The organism is Mastigocoleus testarum BC008 (assembly GCF_001456025.1).
Classification (GTDB): Bacteria; Cyanobacteriota; Cyanobacteriia; order Cyanobacteriales; family Nostocaceae; genus Mastigocoleus; species Mastigocoleus testarum.
Genome location: NZ_LMTZ01000044.1, coordinates 1 through 21,441, shown reverse-complemented (window position 1 = coordinate 21,441; position 21,441 = coordinate 1). Strand labels below are relative to the sequence as shown.

Genomic DNA, 21,441 nt, shown 5'->3' with positions numbered 1-21,441 from the left:
TTATTACTTATTACTCATTACTTATTACTCATTACTTATTACTCATTACTTATTACTCATTACTTATTACTCATTACTTATTACTTATTACTTATTACTCATTACTTATTACTTATTACTTATTACTCATTACTTATTACTTATTACTTATTACTTATTACTTATTACTCATTTAGAGGAATCGTAATTATAAACTCTGTACCTTCTCCCAAAACTGAACTGACCTCCAAATTACCGCCATGTTTATCTACCACAATTTGACGAGCGATCGCTAATCCTAATCCTGTTCCTTTACCTACACTTTTGGTCGTAAATTGACGGTCGAAGATTTTTTGTTTAACTACTTCAGACATCCCCTTACCATTATCGACAATGGAAATCTTGACACGATCATCTTCAAGAAAAGTCTTAATGTTAATTCGGTTGGGATTATTTTCCAGTTCTGCACAATTGCGACCAATGCTCGATTCATCTAAAGCATCTATTGCATTGGCTAGGATATTCATAAATACCTGATTTAACTGTCCAGGAAAGCATTTGACTTGAGGTAAATTATCATACTCAGTATCAATTTCAATGGCTGGGCGTTTTTTGTTAGCTTTGAGGCGATGTTTAAGAATTAAAATAGTGCTATCAATACCTTTATGGATATCAAATAATACTTTGTAATCTTTATCCGAGCGAGAAAAAGTTGTTAAGCTATTACTAATATTTTTGATACGTTCACACCCAATTTCCATAGACCGCAACATTTTCGGCAAGTCTTCTAATAGATATTCTATTTCAAATTCTGCGGCTTTTTGTGTAATTTCATCGCCAGGATTGGGAAATTTTTCTTGGTAAAGTCGCAGGTATTCTGTAATATTTATAACAGAAGCGATTGCTTCTCGAACATTACCGGCAATAAAACCGACAGGATTATTAATCTCGTGAGCAACACCTGCAACCAGATTCCCAAGGGCAGACATTTTTTCACTTTGCACTATCTGTAGCTGTGCTTCTTGTAAGTATTGAAGTGCTTGTTCCAGCTCTTGAGATTTTTGCTTAATCGCTGCTTCAGCTGCTTTGCGATCACGAATATCAATATCAAAGCAATACATTTCTTTTTCCCCAGCCATGTTTGTAAAAATTGCGTGACTGGAGTAAACGCTGACAATTGAACCATCTTTGTGCATTAAACCAAGCTCAGATGGTGGAATTGGAATTCCTTCAAATAACCACTTATTAACAGCCTTTATAACGAATTCTCGCATATGTGGAGGAATAATCAAATCTTCCAACTGCTTACCGAGTGCTTCTGTTTGAGAATAGCCATATAAAGATTCACTGGCTGTATTCCAAGCAATTACTTGACGATGACGGTTATAACACTGCATCGCGATTGTAGGAGTCGACTCAAATAAGTACCGGAAGCGCTGTTCGCTCTCCCGTAATATATCCAGGTTTCGCTGGGACTCTTCATAAAGACGAGCATTTTCCAAAAAAATCGCCTCTTGAGAACACAAAAAATCTAGAATGGAAATACATTCTTTGAAATACATCCTTTTGTTAATAATCCTTTATTTAAGCGATTTTCCCGATACAGAATATCAACTAGATACGTTTAGTTGAGAGTATACATACACAGTAGAGCTATCCCGGATGTTGCTTGGGTGTAAAAAATGGTAGAACGAGATTTTTCTAGTCTACTCTTCAATGAGAAGTTACTTCATTATATTTAACTAAATATCAAGTTTAGATTTCCAGTGTATATTTATTCCGTAATTTTGTAGTTATATTAGTTCATCTCGGCTATAAGTGTAAATGCTTAAGAAATAGTCTAAAACTTTAATCATCCATTATAGGTGATTAGGGATTAGGGATTGGGGATTGGGGTACGCCCGCACTGCTTTCGCAGTGTTAGCAAGGCGTGACGCGTAAGCGTCATATGGGGATTGGAGAACAGGGTTAATTAACAGTAACTCTTCCCATTATCATAGAAACAAGAGTTATTCCCGGCTACAGTTATGACTTCAAACAGTATTTCAGATGAAAACTTAGTATTAGTTGCTGGTGCTACTGGTGGAGTTGGACAATTAACAGTAGCCAAGTTACTTTCTGAAGGTTTTCAGGTCAGGGTTCTGACACGTAATGTATCCAAAGCAGAAAATATGTTTGCAGGTAAAGTAGATATTGCGCTCGGAGATATCCGCGATCCCGAAACTTTACCCGCAGCTATGTCCAACCTTACCCACATTATCTGTTGCAGTGGAACAACTGCTTTTCCTTCTGCAAAATGGGATTTTGAGGGAGATCCAAATTTTATTGAGTCATTTTTGCTATTTTTTGACCCCGAAAAAGCTAAAGCTAAAGCAAAAAATAGCCCCTACAAGGTCGATGCGGTTGGTGTAAGTAACTTAGTTGCAGCAGCACCAAAAAATTTACAACGGTTTGTGTTTATATCTTCTTGTGGTGTGGAACGCAAAGACCAATTTCCTTATAACATCCTCAATGGTTTTGGTGTATTGGATGCGAAACAACAGGCAGAACAAACTATCATTAACTCTGGATTACCATATACCATTATCCGACCTGGACGTTTAATAGATGGTCCTTATACCTCCTACGATCTCAATACCTTAATCAGAGCGAAAACAGGAGGTAAACTTGGCGTGGTATTAGGAACGGGGGATAAATTAACCGGTCAAACCAGCCGAATTGATGTAGCTAATGCTTGTGTGGAATCGATTAGAAATTCGAATTCTGTGAATAAAACTTTTGAGATTGTTAATCAGGGAGCAAGACCATCGGAGTTGGATTGGAATCAGCTTTTTGAGCAGTTGTAGTAGGTAATGGGTAATGGGTAATGAGTAATGAGTAATGAGTAATGAGTAATTTCTAATTTCTGACTTCTGACTTCTGACTTCTGACTTCTGACTTCTGACTTCTGATTTCTGACTTCTGACTTCTGCTCCCCATAGGCGCGGTCTGTCCTGACTTTTGACTTATGTCCTGCGGACACGCAATAACTACGTTACGCTCCGCTAGGCGCTAATGACTTTTGACTTTTGATTTGTCTGTCCTAACCTGTCATCGCTCCAGAACGCCGATACAGTAACCAAATAAATACGGGAGAACCAAGCAAAGCAGTTACCGAACCTACAGGTAACTCCACTGCTCCCAGACGGGAAAGCAAATCCGCAAAGGTTAATAACCATGCACCACCAAGGGCTGATAAGGGTAAACATACGCGGTAGTCAGTTCCAACTAATAAGCGTACTCCATGGGGAACTACCAATCCCACAAAACTAATTAACCCTGCAATACTTACCGCACCTGCAGCTAAAAGAGTTGCTACACCACCAATTAAAAGCCTACTGCGTACTAGGGAAACTCCCAAACCTACTGCTAAGTCATCTCCCAAAGCTAATACGTTCACCCATCTGGCGAGCAAACATCCTATCACCAATGCAGTTAACATATAAGGCGCAGCTATTTTTACTTGCTCCCAACCACGTCCATTTAAGCTACCAATTAACCAGTTGAGGGCTTGTTGTACCCTACCATCTTCGGCTAACAGTAATAATGTACTTTGAACCGCACCTAATAAAGAACTAACCGCTACACCACCTAACACCAACCTTTCAACTCGAATTCCTCCTTGACTGCGACCAAGAAAAATTACCGTAATCGCAGTGATAATCGCTCCCAACCAAGCAGCAAATGGAACCCAGTTAATCCATATTCCTAAAACAATCATTCCTACGGTTACTAGTCCTGCACCTGCAGAAATACCCAGAATAAATGGGCTAGCAAGACTATTACGCAACATTCCCTGTAGTAAAGCTCCTGACATTCCTAAAGCAGATCCTACAAGCATTGCAGCAATAATGCGCGGCATTCGCAAATCCCAAATAATTGTTTGGTTAATTGGATCCCCTTCATGTAATAATGCCTGCCAGATATCCGGTAAGCTGATGGAAACAGAACCTAGGGATAAAGAAGCCATTGAAGTTACTACTAATGCTGTTGTTAATAATGAAACAGCTATAAACAGGCGACCATCTAGGAAATTTGTTTTGATTTTGTACATTTGCTTTTTGGCTAGTTGCGATCGAGATAATTTTATTGAGTTAAATTTATGGAATTAAATTTATTGAGATAACTTTCCCACCATTTCTGCTCGGGTTAGCAGCAGTTAGGTAATATCTATTCATAACTAGTCAAATCTACTTTTATTGAGTAGGTTTATTTTTTGTCGCTAGCCCAACAACATCCAAAATGCTATTTGCACCTAATTCTTGCTGTTTATATTAACGTAACGGTGAATTTACTGTGCAGGTTTGTTATAGATTTTTTAACTTGAGAGCTTGACTATTCCTATATTGTTCACCCTTGGAGTATAATGCTTAAAAATTTAATAACTTAAACAAATGGGGTCGCCAAAATTTATGTAAGATGCAGCTAGTAGAAAAGCACGTAATTAATAGACAGCATAAGTTCTGGAAAGATTGTGACTATTTAAGTTTACAGGCAAAACATTTATATAATGCCACTACTTATACCCAACGCCAATACTTTTTTCAAACAGGGAAATACTACAATTGTGTTGATATTTACCACGCCACTAAAAACTTAGAATCATACAGGTATTTACCAACTAAAGTTAGTAAACAAATAGTTAGGAAAGTATCGGAAACTTGGAAATCTTGGTTATCAGCTTTAAAAGACTTCAAGAAATATCCCCACAAGTATTTAGGTAGACCAAAAATACCAGGTTATAAACATAAAGAACGTGGGAGATATGTGGTTATTTATCCTTGTGATGCAATATCACAACCTACCCTAAAAAAAGGCTTAATTAAACTGTCACAAGTTGATATTTGTTTCCCCACTAAAATTAAAAAAGTAGACCAAGTTCGCATAGTTCCAAAACTTAACTGTTATGTAATTGAGGTAATCTACACCTACGCTCAAGTAGAATCAAAGCAATCTCCATGGGTAGCCGGTATTGATTTAGGATTGACAAATTTGATGGCTGTAACTTCCAACCAACCAGGTTTAAAACCTTTGTTGGTTAATGGTAGACCATTGAAAAGTATCAATCAATTTTTCAATAAAAAATTGGTAACTGCCCAATCAAAAGAAGCTTGGAGACAAATTAAACAGTTAAATCACAAACGTGATAATAGAGTTAATAATTACTTACACACAGCTAGTCGTAGAGTAATTAACTGGTGCTTGAAAAACGATATTTCAATTTTAATCATTGGTAATAATCAAGGTTGGAAACAAAATATCAATATTGGTAAAATTAATAACCAGAAATTTACTCAAATACCTCACTCCAGATTAATTAATTTACTCACTTATAAGGCTAAATTATCTGGAATTGAAGTTATTGTCACCTCTGAAAGTTACACCAGTAAAGCTAGTGCTCTAGATGGAGACAAATTACCAAAATATAGTCCAAATACTAAATATAAATTTAGTGGTAAACGCATTCAAAGAGGACTATATCAAACCGCCACTGGTAAGCTAATCAATGCAGATACTAATGGGAGTATGAATATTATACGTAAAGTAATTCCCGATGTTTTTGAGGGAATAGAGGGATTGCCGTTTATCCCTGTAGCTCTGGATCTTTGGACTCGGCTACAAATATAGAAGACTATTATTGATTACTTTTGAGTAGTTTTGTATAGATTTCTATGAACGGTTGATACTTCTAATTTACGAAACATTCGTTTCAATGCTTGTTTTACAGAATTAGGAGATATCCAAAGTTTGCGAGCTATTTCTTTATTGGTAAGTCCTTGAGCTACAAGTTCAGCGATTTGTATTTCCCTTGATGTGAGGTGACTAATTAGGAAAGAATCAAGTTTTGTCCGTTGTGTTTGGATCTTCGCAAGACAAGCTGACATGTGAATACAGACTGCACTGAGTTCGATAATATCTTGGTGAGTAAATGGTTTAGTATCACCAACCCGAGCAAAATGAAGTGCACCAATTAACTGACCATCACCAACAATGGGACCAGTCATAATATGCTCGTGGTCGTAGTAACCGCAACAATTTTGATATAGCAGCGATTGTTTCCAACCGTCAGGAGGTAAGATCATTTTCTCATGGGCGGGAGCATGATATTCCATCACATAGCGCATTACTGGATCCACTGCACGCCCGACTTTTTCATAAAGCTCCAAAAATTTCTCTACTTTGGATATTCCTTGGATATCAACTGCTCTGGAGCGGAAATGCCGATCTAGCATATGTATACCCCAACGCTGTGCGCCGAAGTGTTCGCCAACTGTATCCATATAATTCATTCTTAGTTGATGCTCGTCTTCTGCGACCGCTAACTTATGGAATAAGGTGTGAAGAGATTTAGCTACCATTAGAAGATGTGTACGAAAAATAGATTTAATCTACCCGTTTGGGTACTATTCAAGCTGTATTGTTACTTCTAGCATAGTGTGTAAAGCAATGTTAAGAGTAATTTAAAGATGAATGATGAAGTGAAATATCATATCGGTTTAGTAATGTATCCCGGTATGACACAGCTCGATCTAACTGGACCACATCAGGTTTTTGCTTTTTTTCCCAATACTGTGATTCACCTAATCTGGAAATCTTTAGAAACGGTGATAAGTTCTGAAGGATTGAAAATTTTACCCAGTACTACTTTTGATGATTGTCCCCGACTCGATGTTATTTGCGTACCTGGTGGTAGGGGACAAGTAGAGATGATGGAGGATGAGCAAGTGTTAAAATTTTTGCGTTCCCAAGCGAAGGATGCAAAATATATTACATCTGTCTGTACTGGTTCAATGATTTTAGCCGCAGCAGGATTATTACAAGGATATCGAGCCGCCTGTCACTGGCTTTTTCGGGACTACCTTAAAATGTTGGGAGTTGAAGTATCTACCGAAAGAGTTGTAATTGATCGCAACAGGATTACAGGTGGTGGAATTACAGCAGGTATTGATTTTGCTTTAGTAATTGCTGCTCAACTTTATGATGAAGATACAGCAAAAAGATTGCAGTTAATATTGGAATATAATCCCGCACCTCCTTTTAATACAGGTTCTCCAGAAACAGCAGGTACGGTTTTAGTTGGAAAAATCAAACAATTTGCAGGAGAACTATTATCAGTAAATTTAGCAGCTACAGAAAGAGTATCTAAACGTTTATCTTTGTTAAGTTAGTTGCGAACGCTCAATTAATATACTTGCTATTCAGGATCCGTAAATATAAGTCGTAGTACCCCAATGACTTCCATATGTCGCATTAAAATTATTGGCATTGAGTGGTTGTTACAAATTGATACCGTTAACTTGATACTGTTAGCATCATACTCTCACTAAGTAACGCACTGTAACATATTTTTTTGATACTAAATGGTAAATTGAGCTGGATCGTTGCTTTTTCTGGGATATCATGCTTGACAGTCTAGGAAAAATCCAAAGTCCTTTAACTAGAAGTATTGCAGGTGCAACAGCAGCTTTTTCCGCAGTAATAATTACATCCGCTGTATTAATTGGTTTTACCAAGCCTAAAGATGAATCTGTTCACACAGTAGGTGTTTACGGTTCCCTGTTAGCTGCCGGGTGCGGTGCTATATTTGGTTTAGTGACCACAAGTAAAACTAATTCTACCCGAACGAATCAAACACCTAATCGAGTCTCAAGCGAGGAAAAGCAGGTTACAAATACTGCAGGTTGGCAAGACTGGCGTAATTTTGTAGTGATTCGCAAAGTTAGGGAAAGTGAAGAAATTACCTCCTTCTATCTTAAACCTCAAGATGGAGGTAGCATACCCGGCTTTAAACCCGGTCAATTCCTGACGATTAAATTAGATATACCCGAAAAAGATAAACCTGTAATTCGTACTTACTCCCTTTCCGATTATTCAGAAAGCGGTACCTATTATCGCCTCTCTATTAAACGAGAGGGAGCACCCAAAAATTCCGATTTACCCCCCGGTTTAGCTTCCAGTTTTATGCACGATCAGGTTCAGGAAGGTACTATAATTCCAGCAAAACCACCTGCGGGTAAGTTTTTCTTGGATCTTAATAAATCTTTACCTGCAGTACTGATCAGTAATGGAGTTGGAATCACTCCAATGATGAGCATGGCGAAGGCTTGCAAAAATTTTAACTCCACGCGACATCTCTGGTTTGTCCATGGTGCGAGAAATGGTAAGTTTCATGCTTTTGAAAATGAAATCAAGGCGATCGCCCAACAATATCCTAATCTCCAGGTTCATTTTCGCTACAGTCGACCCCAACCAGAAGATAATGGTAAATACCAAAGTGTGGGTTACGTTAATGCGGAGTTGCTTAAACAGTCCGTAGCTCCAGAGATAGAAAAAATTTGTGGTTCCCAAGATGCAGAATATTTTTTATGCGGTTCTCCGCCATTTTTACAATCTTTAAGGGAAGGACTTAAGGAATGGGGTGTACCAGAAGGTAAAGTTTTCTTTGAGTCTTTTGGAGGAGGTGCGAAAACAAACGTAACAACTAAAGATACAAATGTACAGAATAGTGGAAATGAGCGTAGTGCAGAGATAGTTTTTGCCAAATCTGGTAAAACCCTAAATTGGCAGGATAGTGATGGTAGTATTTTGGAATTTGCTGAAGCTAATGGAATTGATGCTGATTACAGTTGTCGTCAAGGTATTTGCCTAACTTGTATGTGTGCTCTTAATGAAGGGGAAGTTGAATATGAAGAGCCTCCAACTGGAACTCCAGATGAAGGTTCTGTCCTAATTTGCGTTTGTAAACCGAAGTCATCTAGAGTGGTTATCGACCTTTAACTGCAATAGCCACCATTGCTTACTATTCTTTTGCAGCAAAAACTGTTTGTAAAGACGTAGCATGCTACGTCTTTACAGATCTCATCTGTGTTTTTATCAGCTATGTGGACTCAGAGAGAACTTTATACTTGAAGGTTATATATGCAATCTCTTAAGCGTTGCTTTTAGTCATTAATCCCCACAAGAAGATTGCAAGCATTGCTCCAATAACTGCAACAACAATTCCTGGAATACTTAAAGTCGCTGCTGTTAACGTGAGTTGTCCCGTAGTTAATAAAGTCATTAAACTACCACCCAAAAAGGCTCCCACAATCCCTAAAAGCATGGTTGCAAGAATTCCGCCACCTTGATGTCCGGGGTAAATTGCTTTACCGATTGCTCCAGCAATCAGACCTAAAATGACCCAAGCAATAATATTCATATTTTTCTCCCTAAATTAATGTTCTTCTTTGTTTCTAGTGATAGGTAATTTAATACAAAATCGCGAACAAAATACTATCAACGGTTGCTTAGTAGTAAAACCGAAATTTGACGCTCTAACATTTTTGATTATAGAAGATGTAATTTTTGATAATCAAGTAGTTAACTATAAACTAGAATAGCAATTTTGGACGAAGTTTATCTCTACAATTAGAAACAAAATTACTATTCTAGAGATAGATAAACTTATATTCCAAGCTATTTCATTAAGATTTGAAGCCAAAACCCGCTTTTGATTTACCCTTACCTTTACCTTTTGATTTCTGTTTTTTATTAACTTCTCTTAATGCTTCTTGAAATAAATTATGTAAATGTATGGGTACGCTAGCAATTTCTGGTAATTCAGGTTGTTCGGTTTTATCAAATTGCCTTAACAAATCTTCTAAATCAGATTTTATATTAAACTCTGGGCGTTTTAATACTACTTGCAAAATATTTTCTAATTGCTCTGGGTATTCATTCTTAAGACGTTGCCAAATAGCTGTATTAATTTCTGGGGATTCTAAATATTCTCTTATCAATTTTTCCAAATCAGGATTATTTTGACCGTCTGATTCTGTTAAGAAAATCTTAAGTTTTGCATGATTTGCTAAAAATACTTGTCCCCAACGAGGATGATTAATGACAGTTACTTGTTCTGATTTTTTTAGATGGTTTGGTAATTCGACTTTTGGCAAAACCATTTTTGCACTATTGTTACTATCGAATAATTTTGCTGCTGTTTTACCATCAATACCAATTGATTCTGCAGTGTCTTGAATTTCCTCTTGGGAGACTCCTGCTTCTTGAGCTAATTGGGATAGGGATTTAGAACTGTCAATTCCTGCAGATTCTAACTGACTTTGCGCGACCATATCTTGAAATTCTGCTAATTTTTTTTCTAATTTGTATCCAGGTAAAGTCACTTCATCGCTGTTGAAGAAGTCAGTAAATGATTCATGATATCGTTCTACTGATAACCATGCTTCTTCTAGCATTTCTGGAGCATCGCCGTACAGATGATTTTTATAATGCTGTTTAAAATTCCCGATCGCTACCGATAGCTTGGGTTTACCCAATTTACCCATTAATGTGATTGGACCAGAAAACATCCAATAACTTTCTGTGACAGGAGAAATACGAGTCAGTAAAATTTCACCATCTTTAACCCTTGCGAGTTGCTGTATTTCCGATTCATCCTTGGGTTTGAGAGTATAATTTTTACCAGTCATCCAGTTCATTAACTCAAAACCATCAGATATAATTTGGGTTACAGCAAATAAGCCAATAAAACTCCGTCGCCAATTTTGAAGTAGTTGATTTTGGACATCAGATAATTCTGGGTGCTCAGCAAGGAAAATATCTAACGGTGTTTTGTCATTTACCACACCCTCATTAATAAACATAGAAACTACCATCTCATTTTGAGATGTTCCTTGGTACTGAGATTGGGAAAATTTAGCTAATTGCTCAGCGCTAAAAGTTTCCAATGCTGTCGCAAGATCGCCTTCTGCGGACAATATGAAATCTAGTAATTCTGCGTGTAAGTTCTTCGCTGTTTCTAAAATTGAATCCACAACTCAACCTCTGCAAGACACTCAAATTATTGTATTTAATCCCACCATGATTATTACGATTTTTCTAGCCCCTGTCATTGGTGGGAGAATATTTGAGCATCAGCAATCAAGCTTATCCAAAATTAGGATCGCACAACATTACTTATTATCGATTACTAACTGCCAACTACCAATCAACTTTTAGTAATTCGCTTACTCTGCTCAGAAGTCCCCAACATCTGCAAATTATGGAGGGTTGCGTACATTCCTCCCTGCTCTAATAATTCCTCATGACTTCCCCTTTCGACCAGTTCTCCGCTCTGTAAAACAAAAATTCGATCCACATTGCGAATAGTAGAAAGACGATGGGCGATGATAATAGCTGTACGACTTTGCAAAAGTTCCTGTAAAGCATCTTGAATTAAACATTCTGTCCCCACATCTAAATTAGCTGTAGCTTCATCTAAAACTAAAATCTGAGGATTGCGAATCGCAGCACGAGCAAAAGCTAAAAGTTGTTTTTCTCCACTGGAAAGATTAGTTCCCCTCTCCCGTAATTCACTGTCGTAACCTTGGGGTAGTTTTTCAATAAATTTGTCAACATTCGTTTTTGCTGCTGCTTCTTGGACTTCTTCAATACTGTAACTATCCCCTAAGCTAATATTACTTTTTACATCACCAGCAAACAAAAATCCTTCCTGGAGAATTACTCCCATATATCGCCTTAATTCAGCTTGTGGTACTTCCCTAATATCAATACCATCTACTAAAATCCGCCCCTTAGTGGGTTCGTAAAGGCGACATAACAAGCGAATAACTGAACTTTTACCCGCACCAGTAGGACCAACTAATGCTACCTTCTCGCCAGGGTGAATGGTAAAGTCTAAGTTTTTAATTACATAATCGTCATTTTTATAAGCAAACCAAACATTTTCAAACTTAATTTCACCTAAGTTTGGTTTATTACTTGATGCTTGTTCGTGATTGTCCAGTTCGTCAACATACCCCAATTGGGAATCAAAAATGGAAAATCGAGGATTTTCTAAATCGCGAATTTCTATCGGTTCATCTAAAATTTCACTCACTCTTTCAATCGCTGTAAAGCCCGATTGAATAACTGTAAATTTTTCTGCAAATTGCTGTAGAGGTTCGAATACCTTACGAGCAAAGAAAATAAATGTTGATATAGTACCAAAATCCAATTGTTTTTCTAAAAGTAGCCAGCCACCAGCCCATAGGATAATTGTAGTTGCAATTAAAGCAACCCACTCCAAGGTAGCTGATACCGCCGAATCATAAAAAATAGTTCTGTCGACCTGTTTAACATAACGCTTGTTGACATTGTGAAATAATTGCGAGTTGAATCTTTCTCGCCGAAATAATTGCACTACATTAATGCCAACAATATTTTCTTGTAATGTGGAGTTTAGCCCCGAAAGTTCTTCTCTAGCTTTGTAATTAGCCTGACGATACTGGTACTGAAAATAAACTACTAATGCTGATACCGGTAAAAGAACTAATAATAATAACAAAGCTAATTGCCACTGAGTATAAAAAGTAAACCCAATGATTACCAGCATCGAGAATATATCCGATACGATACCGATCGCTCCGGTGGAAAAAACATCTCCCAAAACTTCCACATCACTGGTAAGTCTGGTAATTAATTTACCTACAGGTGTACTGTCGAAAAAACGTACAGCTAAAGATGTAACGTGATGAAATAAATCTCGACGGATATCGTTTGTAATTTGTTGACCGACTTTTTGAACTAAAAATCCTTGAAAACCTTGAAATAGTAAACGAAAAAGAACTGTAAATAATAAAACTCCTTGTAAAATCCCTAAGCCTTGTAATAAGGGCAAATTTTTCAGAAATTCATAAGCACTGTCTTCACCGCGAATTAAAGATATAACTTGCCCAATAATTATTGGTTGTAAGGCGTTTGCCACTGCTAAAGGTACTAGCAACAACATTGACAGTGCCAGTGTTTTCTGATGGCGACGGGCATAGGGTACCAGTCGCAAAAATAACCGCCAATCACTTTCACGATGACGGTTACGTTTTTGAGATTTTTTAAGTGATTGAGAGATGCTCATAAAGAGCATTATATTAATTTTTACTATGAAAAAATCATTTCTTTTGCAAATTGGGTTAGGGAATCAGAATTGGCTATTGGAAATTTAGTCTTCTGACTCACAAGTCAAATTAATCACTTTTGTTTCTGAAAGCAAATCCAATGTTTATGGTAAAACTTTCTGTAAGACTTCTATGAGTCGGTCGACATTTTCTTTTTGACTATTGAAACCCATAAGTCCCACTCGCCACACTTGACCTTTGAGTTCTCCCAGTCCGCCACCAATTTCAATATTATATTCGTTTAATAATTTTTGTGAAATTGCCTTGCCATCAACGCCTTGAGGAATGCGTACGGTGGTAAGGGTAGGTAAACGGAAATCTTTCTCTACATGCAGACTTAGCCCTAAACCTTCTAATTTATCCCAGAGATATTCGGCATTTAATTGATGGCGCTTCCAGCAGTTTTCCAATCCTTCCTCAGCCATTAAACGTAGAGATTCCCGTAAAGCATAGTATAAATTAATTGGAGCAGTATGGTGATAAGTGCGTTCTCGACCCCAATATTTTTGTAATAACGTTGCGTCTAAATACCAGTTAGCAACCTTAGTCCGACGCTGTTGGATTTTGCTCATAGCTCGAGGACTAATTGTTAAAGGTGAAGCTCCGGGAGGACAACCCAAACCTTTTTGAGAGCAGCTGTAAGCCAGATCAACTCCCCATTCATCTAAAAATAAAGGTACACCACCTAAACTGGTAACAGTATCCACTAGCAATAAGCAACCAGCTTCCCGACATAATTCACCTACTCCTTCTAATGGTTGTCTTGCACCAGTGGAAGTCTCTGCATTAACTAAGGCTAATATAGCCGGACGATGGGTATTTAATTGATGCTTAATTTCATCTAAACTAAATACTTGACCCCAAGGCTTGGTCATTGTTCTGACATCAGCACCATACCTACCCGCCATGTCTACTAGGCGATTACCAAAATATCCAGCGACACCAATTAATACCACGTCACCAGGTTCTACAGCATTTGCGATCGTGGCTTCCATTGCTGCACTACCCGTACCGCTTACTGCTATAGTCATGGGGTTATTTGTTTGCCAGGTGTAGCGCAGTAAGGATTGGATCTCATCCATTAATCTCAAAAAAGCCGGATCTAAATGTCCAACAGGAGCAGTATTCATGGCTTTGAGCACAGTTGGATGAGCATTTGATGGTCCGGGTCCCAACAGCAAACGGGATGGTGTATCTAAAGGTGATAGTTGCAGCTTTTGGGTATTATCGATGGAAGATGCTTGCATGATTGATTATTTGTTACTTATTATCCATTATCCCGCTTTGCTTATTTTATTAGTGCTTCAAACAAATGTGAAATCTTGTAAATGTAAAATTTTAGATACTGGGAATTGACGAATCATAAAACCAAATTTTCAATCAATACTGTTCAATCAATAACCTATTAATCAAAAATCATCAATTAAATTTTATTCAGGTTGCTGTAAATTATGAAAGCTTTTCCCTACCAGAGCATCATTTTGAAATTGTAGGGTTACACTCCAATACGGATTTAAATCACCTGCTCCTTGAGGGTTATCACTTGATGAAAAAATATCTTGATCGTTCCACTGATAGATTCTTTCTTTAATTTGTTTACCACCATCATCAAGCTCGTTTGTATAGATTAAAACTCCGTCCCAGCCAATAATAGAGCGAACTTCATCATAGGACATTCCTTCAGATATAGAGTTGTATAAATCTCGTCGAATTTGAGGTTTATACTTTCCGTTCTGGGTTTGGATTGGTTTAGTAGGAATTTGACCAGGAATTCGTCGGTTGGGAAAAAGTCCATTGGAAAAACTAAATGTAGAATTAGCAGAAAAAGGAGGAAACTGCTTGAAGAAAAAATCTTTATGAGAATAAATAAAAGCAATACAGCCGAAAATAGCAAGAGATAAGAGAATTGAATCTTTCATAATAAATAGGGCGGTTAGCCGCCCTAGAGTACTTTAAATCACATCAAGTTAAATCACATCAAGCTTTTAAGTTGAATTAGAAACTATTTGAAAGACAAGTATTTTGATTAACGGACACCTGCGGTTGTTTCGTGAGATTCCGTGTATACGTTTGTGTAAGTTTTGATATTACCTACTACTCTAGTAATAATGTCTTCGTTAAATTTACCCTCAAGTGTAGAAGTTGCTCTGTGTACCGTATAATCCTTATATTTTTTGGAGGAGACATCTATCTTTCCGGGTTTGATACTACCGTCAATGAAAAGTTTATCTGCGGTAGTGGTGTACTTTTCGTAACGATTTGAAATGGTTTTAGAATCAATATTTAAATCAGTTACTGTTCTACTATTGCTATTTGTCCATACATTACGAACAAATGTTTCACCAGCTAAAGCAGGGGTTGCAATCAAAGAGGTGAGAATAGTTAAAGCAAAAACCTTTTTCATTATTTTTCTCTTTATAAAGTTGCTTGCTTGTTTTATCTCGTATTTGGGTGTTTGTTGTTAATACTTGAGTTTAGAAATTGATAGGACGCTGAAGCAAAGCGTCCTATCGGTTTTGTAGTTTAGGAATTGATTCTTTTGCAGTTCAGGAATCAGTTTCCTTACTAACGAACACCTGAGGTTGTTTCGTGAGCTTTAGACTTGCTATATGCACGAGTCTTGATAGTTCCATACACATTTGTATAATTATGTTCGTTGTAATGACCCCAAAGACTAGCACTGGCTTTGTGAACGCTCAACTTATCGTAGGAAATTCCTCCTTTCCCAAAGTCTACATCGCCATCAACATAAATCTTGTCAGCATTGGAATCGTATTTTTCGTAACGATTGGAACGAGTATTGGAGTTAAGATGCAAATCAGTTTTTGTGAGTGAATTATTTTTTGTCCACTCATTACGGACGAAGGTTTCACCAGCTAAAGCAGGGGTAGCGACTAAAGAAGCGAGAATAGCTAAACCGAGAACTTTTTTCATGATTTTATCCTTGTGAAATTACTCGTTTATCGAATCTAAACTTTAGGTATTATTGAGGCTGAAGTTTGAGTACTACATAGGACGCCTAAACATCCTATGAGATTTGATTTTCAATAATTTTAGGAATTAATATCCTTACTAACGAACACCTGAGGTTGTTTCGTGAGCTTTAGACTTGCTATATGCGCGAGTCTTGATAGTTCCATACACATTTGTATGATTGTGTTCGTTGTAATGACCCCAAAGACTAGCACTGGCTTTGTGAACGCTCAACTTATCGAAGGAAATTCCTCCTTTACCAAAGTCTAAATCGCCATCAACATAAATCTTGTCAGCATTGGAATCGTATTTTTCGTAGCGATTGGAATGAGTATTGGATTTAAGATACAAATCAGTTTTTGTGAGTGAATGATTTTTTGTCCATTCGTTACGGACGAAGGTTTCACCAGCTAAAGCAGGGGTAGCGACTAAAGAAGCGAGAATAGCTAAACCGAGAACTTTTTTCATGATTTTATCCTTGTGAAATTACTCGTTTACCGAATCTAAACTTTAGGTATTATTGAGGCTGAAGTTTGAGTACTACATAGGACGCCTAAACATCCTATGAGATTTGATTTTCAATAATTTTAGGAATTAATATCCTTACTAACGAACACCTGAGGTTGTTTCGTGAGCTTTAGACTTGCTATATGCGCGAGTCTTGATAGTTCCATACACATTTGTATGATTGTGTTCGTTGTAATGACCCCAAAGACTAGCACTGGCTTTGTGAACGCTCAACTTATCGAAGGAAATTCCTCCTTTACCAAAGTCTAAATCGCCATCAACATAAATCTTGTCAGCATTGGAATCGTATTTTTCGTAGCGATTGGAATGAGTATTGGATTTAAGATACAAATCAGTTTTTGTGAGTGAATGATTTTTTGTCCATTCGTTACGGACGAAGGTTTCACCAGCTAAAGCAGGGGTTGCAACTAAAGAAGCGAGAATAGCTAAACCAAGAACCTTTTTCATGATTGTCTCCTTGCGAAACTCAAATTTGTATTTATTTGAAAGTTGAAGTTATTTAAAACCCAAAGTTATTTGTCTTTCTCAGGCTCGTATTTGGGTAGTGTTCGAGACTGAAAGCCTTTGACGTTTTTAGGCTCATTTGTATTATTTCTACCTATAGAAACCCCTTCACAAATACTAGACAGAGTTGGGAAGCTATCGGGGTTTAATCTAACACCAGCGCCGATTAATTCAGCACAAGCGCGAGCATTTATAATTTCTAAGTCATATTTAGTCTTACTAGAAATAGTTTCAGCCATTCGCTTACAAGTTTTTTCCAAACTTCCACCTAAAGGAATGACGAAAGCTGCATTAACTCCATAAGAAGCATTATCGGAGAAACTAATTCCATTAAATGAACTATAGGAAGTTCCAAGAATTAAAGAGGGTTTGGGACAAACTACTTGTCTTCCACCTAAACCTTGAATTTTATAAGTAGCAGAATCACCAATGTTATAAACTCCTGTTTGATTAATTGCAGCCGAATTTCTCTGGTCGTTATCTAAACTTTGTTCTTGATTGGGCTGAGATTGGGAATTAACAGAGTTATTAATAGATTGTGCTTGGGCTTTTGTATTGATACCTGCGGTTAAAAGCAGATATATTACAAAATGTATTGTTAATGCCCTTAGACTGTTTTTAAGCATTGGACAATCTTGTGTGAAGGTAAAACAAGTATTTATATCGCATTCAATCAAGCTGATAATAAGTTTATATTTTTTATTTAAATCCTATATAAAATCTCAAAGTGCTCTCATCTTTAGGATTAGTATCGTGATTGGAATTTGAGAAGCTGCGCCTTTGAAATTGTATTGTCGAAAATTTACTTATCGAGCTTTTCCGTTTCCGAACTCCTCACAATTCAATATTCTCATTATGAGCGCAGAAAAAAAGGGGACTTTGGTGGGTTTTTGTGGGGAGTTAGAAGGAATTGATACACAATGCAATACTTTTACTTAAGAACATTGACTTTAACTGAGGCATAAAGTTTCCACAATTTACACAGTGTGAATGCATCAGACAAATAAATATAGCAAATATATACTTTGAAGCTTACTTACTTTGTAATGAGATTAAAATATAGCAATCATATTTAATTTGTGCATGGGCAAACGTTAAGTACAATATCTCTACAAGATTGATTTTTATTAATTATTTAGGATTGTTATGTAAGTTAAATACACACGAAATAATATCCAGGTGGTTTTAATATTTAATTTATCTACATATATGACATATATGAGGGGTATATCCTTAAACTTTAAAGCAGATAAAATCTTTATATAACTATATGAATATTTCCAGAATAAAGATTGAAATCATCTTCATGGAAATGAAGTTTAATAACTTCGGATTGATAACATTTAATTTCTGACTTATAAGCCCCAGTTAATTAGCTGTTTTAATAAGTGGAAAAACTGAATAAATTACAAGGATATTTTAAAGAAAATTAGAAAAAAGTTAAAGAGTATACAAAACATGTCAAAAATTAATTAATACCAGGTATTATCCAGATCTAGGAAAGTATTTTTTATGTCTTTAGAAAGTTTTGAGGTTCTTGTTTTGAGACAATTAAGTAAATGTGCGTACATTAACTCAGGAATTACGCAGCGTAAGCATAGTCTGTCCGCAGGACATAGATTTGTTATTGTGACAGAAACCCAGTGTAGGGTTAGCGGATCCGCTAACGTAATGACGCAATTACGTTAATTTTGTGTAAGTTTTATAACTAAATTATAGTTTTTTAACTACATTTACCCAATCATCAATTTACTCAGCATTGAATTTTTGTAAATTGGAACTACTCAAGTTGAATAAAATAATCAATAATCAATATTTACAACACAAAAATTAACCCCAAAAAATCATTTTCAAAAAAATCTTGTTGAAGCTCTGCAAAAAAAAAGATAATTTGTGTAACCCCTAGAATAATTATGTTTCTCAAAAAATAACTCTTACGCAAATAACTTTAATAACAATAAATATAAAAAAACAAAACCTTAATTTTCTGCCAGAGGATTTTGTCAGCGAAAAAACCTGACAAGTAAGTAAACCCTACTATATAGTAATCCTATTTATGACTACTGAAGAGGCTTTAAACATTGCAGATCGAGCTATTTCTGCGTTAACTGGTAAGTTTCTAACTGATTTACAAAGTGATTTATTAAAAGCATCTTGGAAAAATCAAACATATGAAGATTTTGCAGAAACTCATGGTTATTGCTTAGACTACGTTAAAAAAGACGTTGGTTCTCAATTATGGCGTTTACTCTCCGAAGGGTTGGGAGAGAAAGTAACAAAGAAGAATTTTCGTCAAGCATTGGAACGACATAAAGAACTTCAGAAGTTTGTAAATTCTCAGGAAAAAGAAAAAAGATGCGATCTGGGTGATTCACCCGACACTTCAGTTTTTTACGGAACTGAGGAAGAATTAGGAACTCTAAAAAATTGGGTACTACAATATAGATGTAGATTAATTGCAATTGTAGGTGTTGGTGGAATAGGAAAAACTGCTCTTGCTGGACAGTTAATGGAACAGGTAAAAGATAAATTTGAATATGTTATTTGGCGTTCGCTACGTCACACCATTGTCCAAAAAAATATTGTAGGAGAACTAGTTTATTTTTTATCAGATAAACAAGACAGAAATACTAAAAGTGAAAGTTTACTTCAACACTTGCGTTCTTCTCGTTGTCTAGTAATTTTGGATCGTTTCGAGACAATTTTGGAACCGGGAAAATTAACTGGAGAATATAGCCAAGGCTATGAAGAGTATGGGGAATTATTAAAACTAATTGGAGAAACGAATCACCAAAGCTGTTTTATTCTTACTAGTCGCGAAAAACCATTTGAAATAAGTGACTTGGAAGGTCAAAAGTCATCTGTTCGTTCTTTGCATCTCAAAGGTTCTTTGGAAACAGCACAAGCTTTAATTGAGCAGGAAGAGTTATCTGGTTCTGAAGAAGAAAAGCAAGAGTTATGCTGGAATTATGGGTGTAATCCTAAAGCCTTAAAAATTTCTTCTACTTCGATTAATGACCTATTTGATGGTAAAGTAGCCGACTTCCTAGAACAAGATACGATTGTCTTAAATGGTATTCGTCGCTTGTTAGATTCACAATTTGCTCGTCTATCTTCGTTAGAGCAAATAATCATGTATTGGTTAGCGATTCATCGTAGCTGGATTTCAATTCCAGAATTAGCAAAAGATATTACTCCGGTAGTTCATCAAACAAAGATATTAAAAGCTATCGAGTCTTTACATCGTCGTTCTCTAGTAGAAAAGCGGTCGAGTAAATACACACAGCAACTAATGGTAATGGATTACACCAAGGAAAGATTAATTGAGGGGATTACAAATGAATCAATTGACCAAAAGATCTCTTTGTTTAGTAACGATACATTACTGAAAAAGGCTTTTAAGGATTATGTTGCAAAAATTCTTTAGTTTGTACTAATAAGTATTTCAGCAGGATTTTCAGACATGGGTGTAAAGGTGGGATCGGCTTCTAGTACTGCTTTTTTTCTTTCTTCAGGTGCGAGGAGAATATTATATTATCTCTGTATTGCTGAAATCCTGCTAGTCAGAACCCAATTAAATTTTTAAAATATAGCAGTATTAATTTTTTCTTCTACTACAAGGCGATACAATTATCTTCTGTAATGTGATTTTTTTGGTAAAAGTCACCAAATATTCTCGGAAATTGGGTAGTCGTTCTTGTAGATTTTAAGTAGCGCTTTTAAAGGTGCTGCTATATAGACACACCCTTAACCCAAATTCTTACATAATGTTGAAGCGATTTTTGCTCCTACTTATTGCTGTAACTATTGGTACTGGTGCAGTTGTATTTTTTTTCTTACAACAAGCAACTTATTTACCTTCTTGGTACCAAAACCAAGCAGCAAGCACTGGAAGTTCAAAAACCCATTCTCCACAGACAGGTGAAAATCAATATCAAAAAAAGCTTGAGAGTGAAGAAATATTGAAGAAAATTTCCCAGAGTCTCGAAAATCCAAATAATCCTGGAGAAGCAAAAATCGACTCGCAAGAACTCAATACTTTAATTGAAACGGGACTAGTATCCACTCCCAATAACCAGTTAAAAGAAGCTGTTAAAGCTACCAATACTGAAATATCAGAAGGGAAAATATTATCCGGTGCTGTAATAGATTTGAATCAAGTTCCGATTGATAAATTACCAAGCAAAGCACAAAATTCTATTGAGAAGCTAATTACTACTATTCCAGGTTTAAAAGAGCGTCCCCTTTATATTGGAGTTGAAGGTAAACCCTCTGTTCGCAACCGAAAAGTAGTTTTAGATAATACAACCCGCGTCAAGTTGGGTAACATCAGTATGACTATACCCGAACTATCTCAACGTTTGGGTATTCCTGAAGAAAAACTCAACCGACAACTTTCAAACCCATCTTCCGCACTCTAACTGTCACAATCGGTAATTACTTAAATAAATCAATAATAAAAGAGTAAAAAAGTACTTTTTACCAC

General features: G+C 36.4%; 20 protein-coding genes. 6 read left to right on the top strand and 14 right to left on the bottom strand.

Going from position 1 to position 21,441, the window contains the following annotated elements; translation table 11 throughout:
* Positions 1–164: 164 nt before the first annotated feature.
* A complete protein-coding gene (locus tag BC008_RS08460; RefSeq protein ID WP_027846859.1) occupies positions 165–1,541 on the bottom strand; it encodes a PAS domain-containing sensor histidine kinase in 1,377 nt (458 codons plus the stop codon).
* A gap of 465 nt (positions 1,542–2,006) precedes the next feature.
* On the opposite strand from BC008_RS08460, the gene BC008_RS08455 reads away from it, so the two are divergent.
* The gene (locus tag BC008_RS08455) at positions 2,007–2,825 is read left to right on the top strand and encodes an SDR family oxidoreductase (protein ID WP_027846858.1); all 819 of its coding nucleotides are present in this window, start codon (positions 2,007–2,009) and stop codon (positions 2,823–2,825) included.
* Here BC008_RS08455 and BC008_RS48155 read toward each other — a convergent pair.
* The gene (locus tag BC008_RS48155; RefSeq protein WP_153009548.1) at positions 2,804–3,001 is read right to left on the bottom strand and encodes a hypothetical protein; all 198 of its coding nucleotides are present in this window, start codon (positions 2,999–3,001) and stop codon (positions 2,804–2,806) included. The two genes, BC008_RS08455 and BC008_RS48155, sit on opposite strands and share 22 nt — an antisense overlap.
* A gap of 60 nt (positions 3,002–3,061) precedes the next feature.
* On the bottom strand, positions 3,062–4,072 hold the full coding sequence (locus BC008_RS08450) for a FecCD family ABC transporter permease (protein ID WP_036269389.1): 1,011 nt from the start codon (positions 4,070–4,072) through the stop codon (positions 3,062–3,064).
* 365 nt (positions 4,073–4,437) lie between these two features.
* On the opposite strand from BC008_RS08450, the gene BC008_RS08445 reads away from it, so the two are divergent.
* Positions 4,438–5,646, top strand: a complete 1,209-nt coding sequence (locus BC008_RS08445; RefSeq protein ID WP_058183423.1) for an RNA-guided endonuclease InsQ/TnpB family protein — start codon at positions 4,438–4,440, stop codon at positions 5,644–5,646.
* A 14-nt stretch (positions 5,647–5,660) separates the two neighbouring features.
* On the opposite strand, the gene BC008_RS08440 is transcribed toward BC008_RS08445, so the two are convergent.
* The gene (locus BC008_RS08440) at positions 5,661–6,377 is read right to left on the bottom strand and encodes a LuxR C-terminal-related transcriptional regulator (protein ID WP_027845484.1); all 717 of its coding nucleotides are present in this window, start codon (positions 6,375–6,377) and stop codon (positions 5,661–5,663) included.
* Between the two features lie 108 nt (positions 6,378–6,485).
* Between BC008_RS08440 and BC008_RS08435 the strand changes: the two genes are divergently transcribed.
* Both BC008_RS08435 and BC008_RS08430 read left to right on the top strand, forming a co-directional pair.
* The gene (locus BC008_RS08435; RefSeq protein ID WP_027845485.1) at positions 6,486–7,187 is read left to right on the top strand and encodes a DJ-1/PfpI family protein; all 702 of its coding nucleotides are present in this window, start codon (positions 6,486–6,488) and stop codon (positions 7,185–7,187) included.
* A 232-nt stretch (positions 7,188–7,419) separates the two neighbouring features.
* Positions 7,420–8,796 carry a 2Fe-2S iron-sulfur cluster-binding protein gene (locus BC008_RS08430; protein ID WP_027845486.1) on the top strand — a complete coding sequence of 459 codons (1,377 nt, stop codon included), beginning with the start codon at positions 7,420–7,422 and terminating at the stop codon, positions 8,794–8,796.
* Between the two features lie 151 nt (positions 8,797–8,947).
* On the opposite strand, the gene BC008_RS08425 is transcribed toward BC008_RS08430, so the two are convergent.
* The 10 genes from BC008_RS08425 to BC008_RS08380 all read right to left on the bottom strand — a co-directional run bounded on the left by BC008_RS08425 (position 8,948) and on the right by BC008_RS08380 (position 17,581).
* Positions 8,948–9,217, bottom strand: coding sequence for a GlsB/YeaQ/YmgE family stress response membrane protein (locus tag BC008_RS08425; protein ID WP_027845487.1), 270 nt, complete (start codon positions 9,215–9,217; stop codon positions 8,948–8,950).
* A gap of 265 nt (positions 9,218–9,482) precedes the next feature.
* Complete coding sequence (locus BC008_RS08420; protein WP_027845488.1) at positions 9,483–10,832, bottom strand: hypothetical protein; 1,350 nt, start codon at positions 10,830–10,832, stop codon at positions 9,483–9,485.
* Positions 10,833–11,005: 173 nt separating this feature from the next.
* Complete coding sequence (locus BC008_RS08415; protein ID WP_027845489.1) at positions 11,006–12,910, bottom strand: ABC transporter ATP-binding protein; 1,905 nt, start codon at positions 12,908–12,910, stop codon at positions 11,006–11,008.
* 144 nt (positions 12,911–13,054) lie between these two features.
* Complete coding sequence (locus BC008_RS08410) at positions 13,055–14,200, bottom strand: alanine--glyoxylate aminotransferase family protein (RefSeq protein ID WP_027845490.1); 1,146 nt, start codon at positions 14,198–14,200, stop codon at positions 13,055–13,057.
* Positions 14,201–14,380: 180 nt separating this feature from the next.
* Positions 14,381–14,869, bottom strand: coding sequence for a hypothetical protein (locus tag BC008_RS08405; protein WP_027845491.1), 489 nt, complete (start codon positions 14,867–14,869; stop codon positions 14,381–14,383).
* 107 nt (positions 14,870–14,976) lie between these two features.
* Complete coding sequence (locus BC008_RS08400; RefSeq protein WP_027845492.1) at positions 14,977–15,354, bottom strand: hypothetical protein; 378 nt, start codon at positions 15,352–15,354, stop codon at positions 14,977–14,979.
* Between the two features lie 161 nt (positions 15,355–15,515).
* Positions 15,516–15,884 (bottom strand): hypothetical protein, encoded by a 369-nt coding sequence (locus BC008_RS08395; RefSeq protein WP_058183421.1) that lies wholly within the window; start codon positions 15,882–15,884, stop codon positions 15,516–15,518.
* Positions 15,885–16,022: 138 nt separating this feature from the next.
* The gene (locus BC008_RS08390) at positions 16,023–16,391 is read right to left on the bottom strand and encodes a hypothetical protein (protein WP_058183420.1); all 369 of its coding nucleotides are present in this window, start codon (positions 16,389–16,391) and stop codon (positions 16,023–16,025) included.
* A 138-nt stretch (positions 16,392–16,529) separates the two neighbouring features.
* Positions 16,530–16,898 carry a hypothetical protein gene (locus tag BC008_RS08385; RefSeq protein WP_058183420.1) on the bottom strand — a complete coding sequence of 123 codons (369 nt, stop codon included), beginning with the start codon at positions 16,896–16,898 and terminating at the stop codon, positions 16,530–16,532.
* Positions 16,899–16,963: 65 nt separating this feature from the next.
* Positions 16,964–17,581, bottom strand: coding sequence for a hypothetical protein (locus tag BC008_RS08380; protein ID WP_027846528.1), 618 nt, complete (start codon positions 17,579–17,581; stop codon positions 16,964–16,966).
* Between the two features lie 1,430 nt (positions 17,582–19,011).
* On the opposite strand from BC008_RS08380, the gene BC008_RS08375 reads away from it, so the two are divergent.
* On the top strand, positions 19,012–20,382 hold the full coding sequence (locus BC008_RS08375) for an NB-ARC domain-containing protein (RefSeq protein WP_027846527.1): 1,371 nt from the start codon (positions 19,012–19,014) through the stop codon (positions 20,380–20,382).
* Positions 20,383–20,722: 340 nt separating this feature from the next.
* Complete coding sequence (locus tag BC008_RS08370) at positions 20,723–21,376, top strand: hypothetical protein (protein ID WP_058183419.1); 654 nt, start codon at positions 20,723–20,725, stop codon at positions 21,374–21,376.
* Positions 21,377–21,441 lie beyond the last annotated feature (65 nt).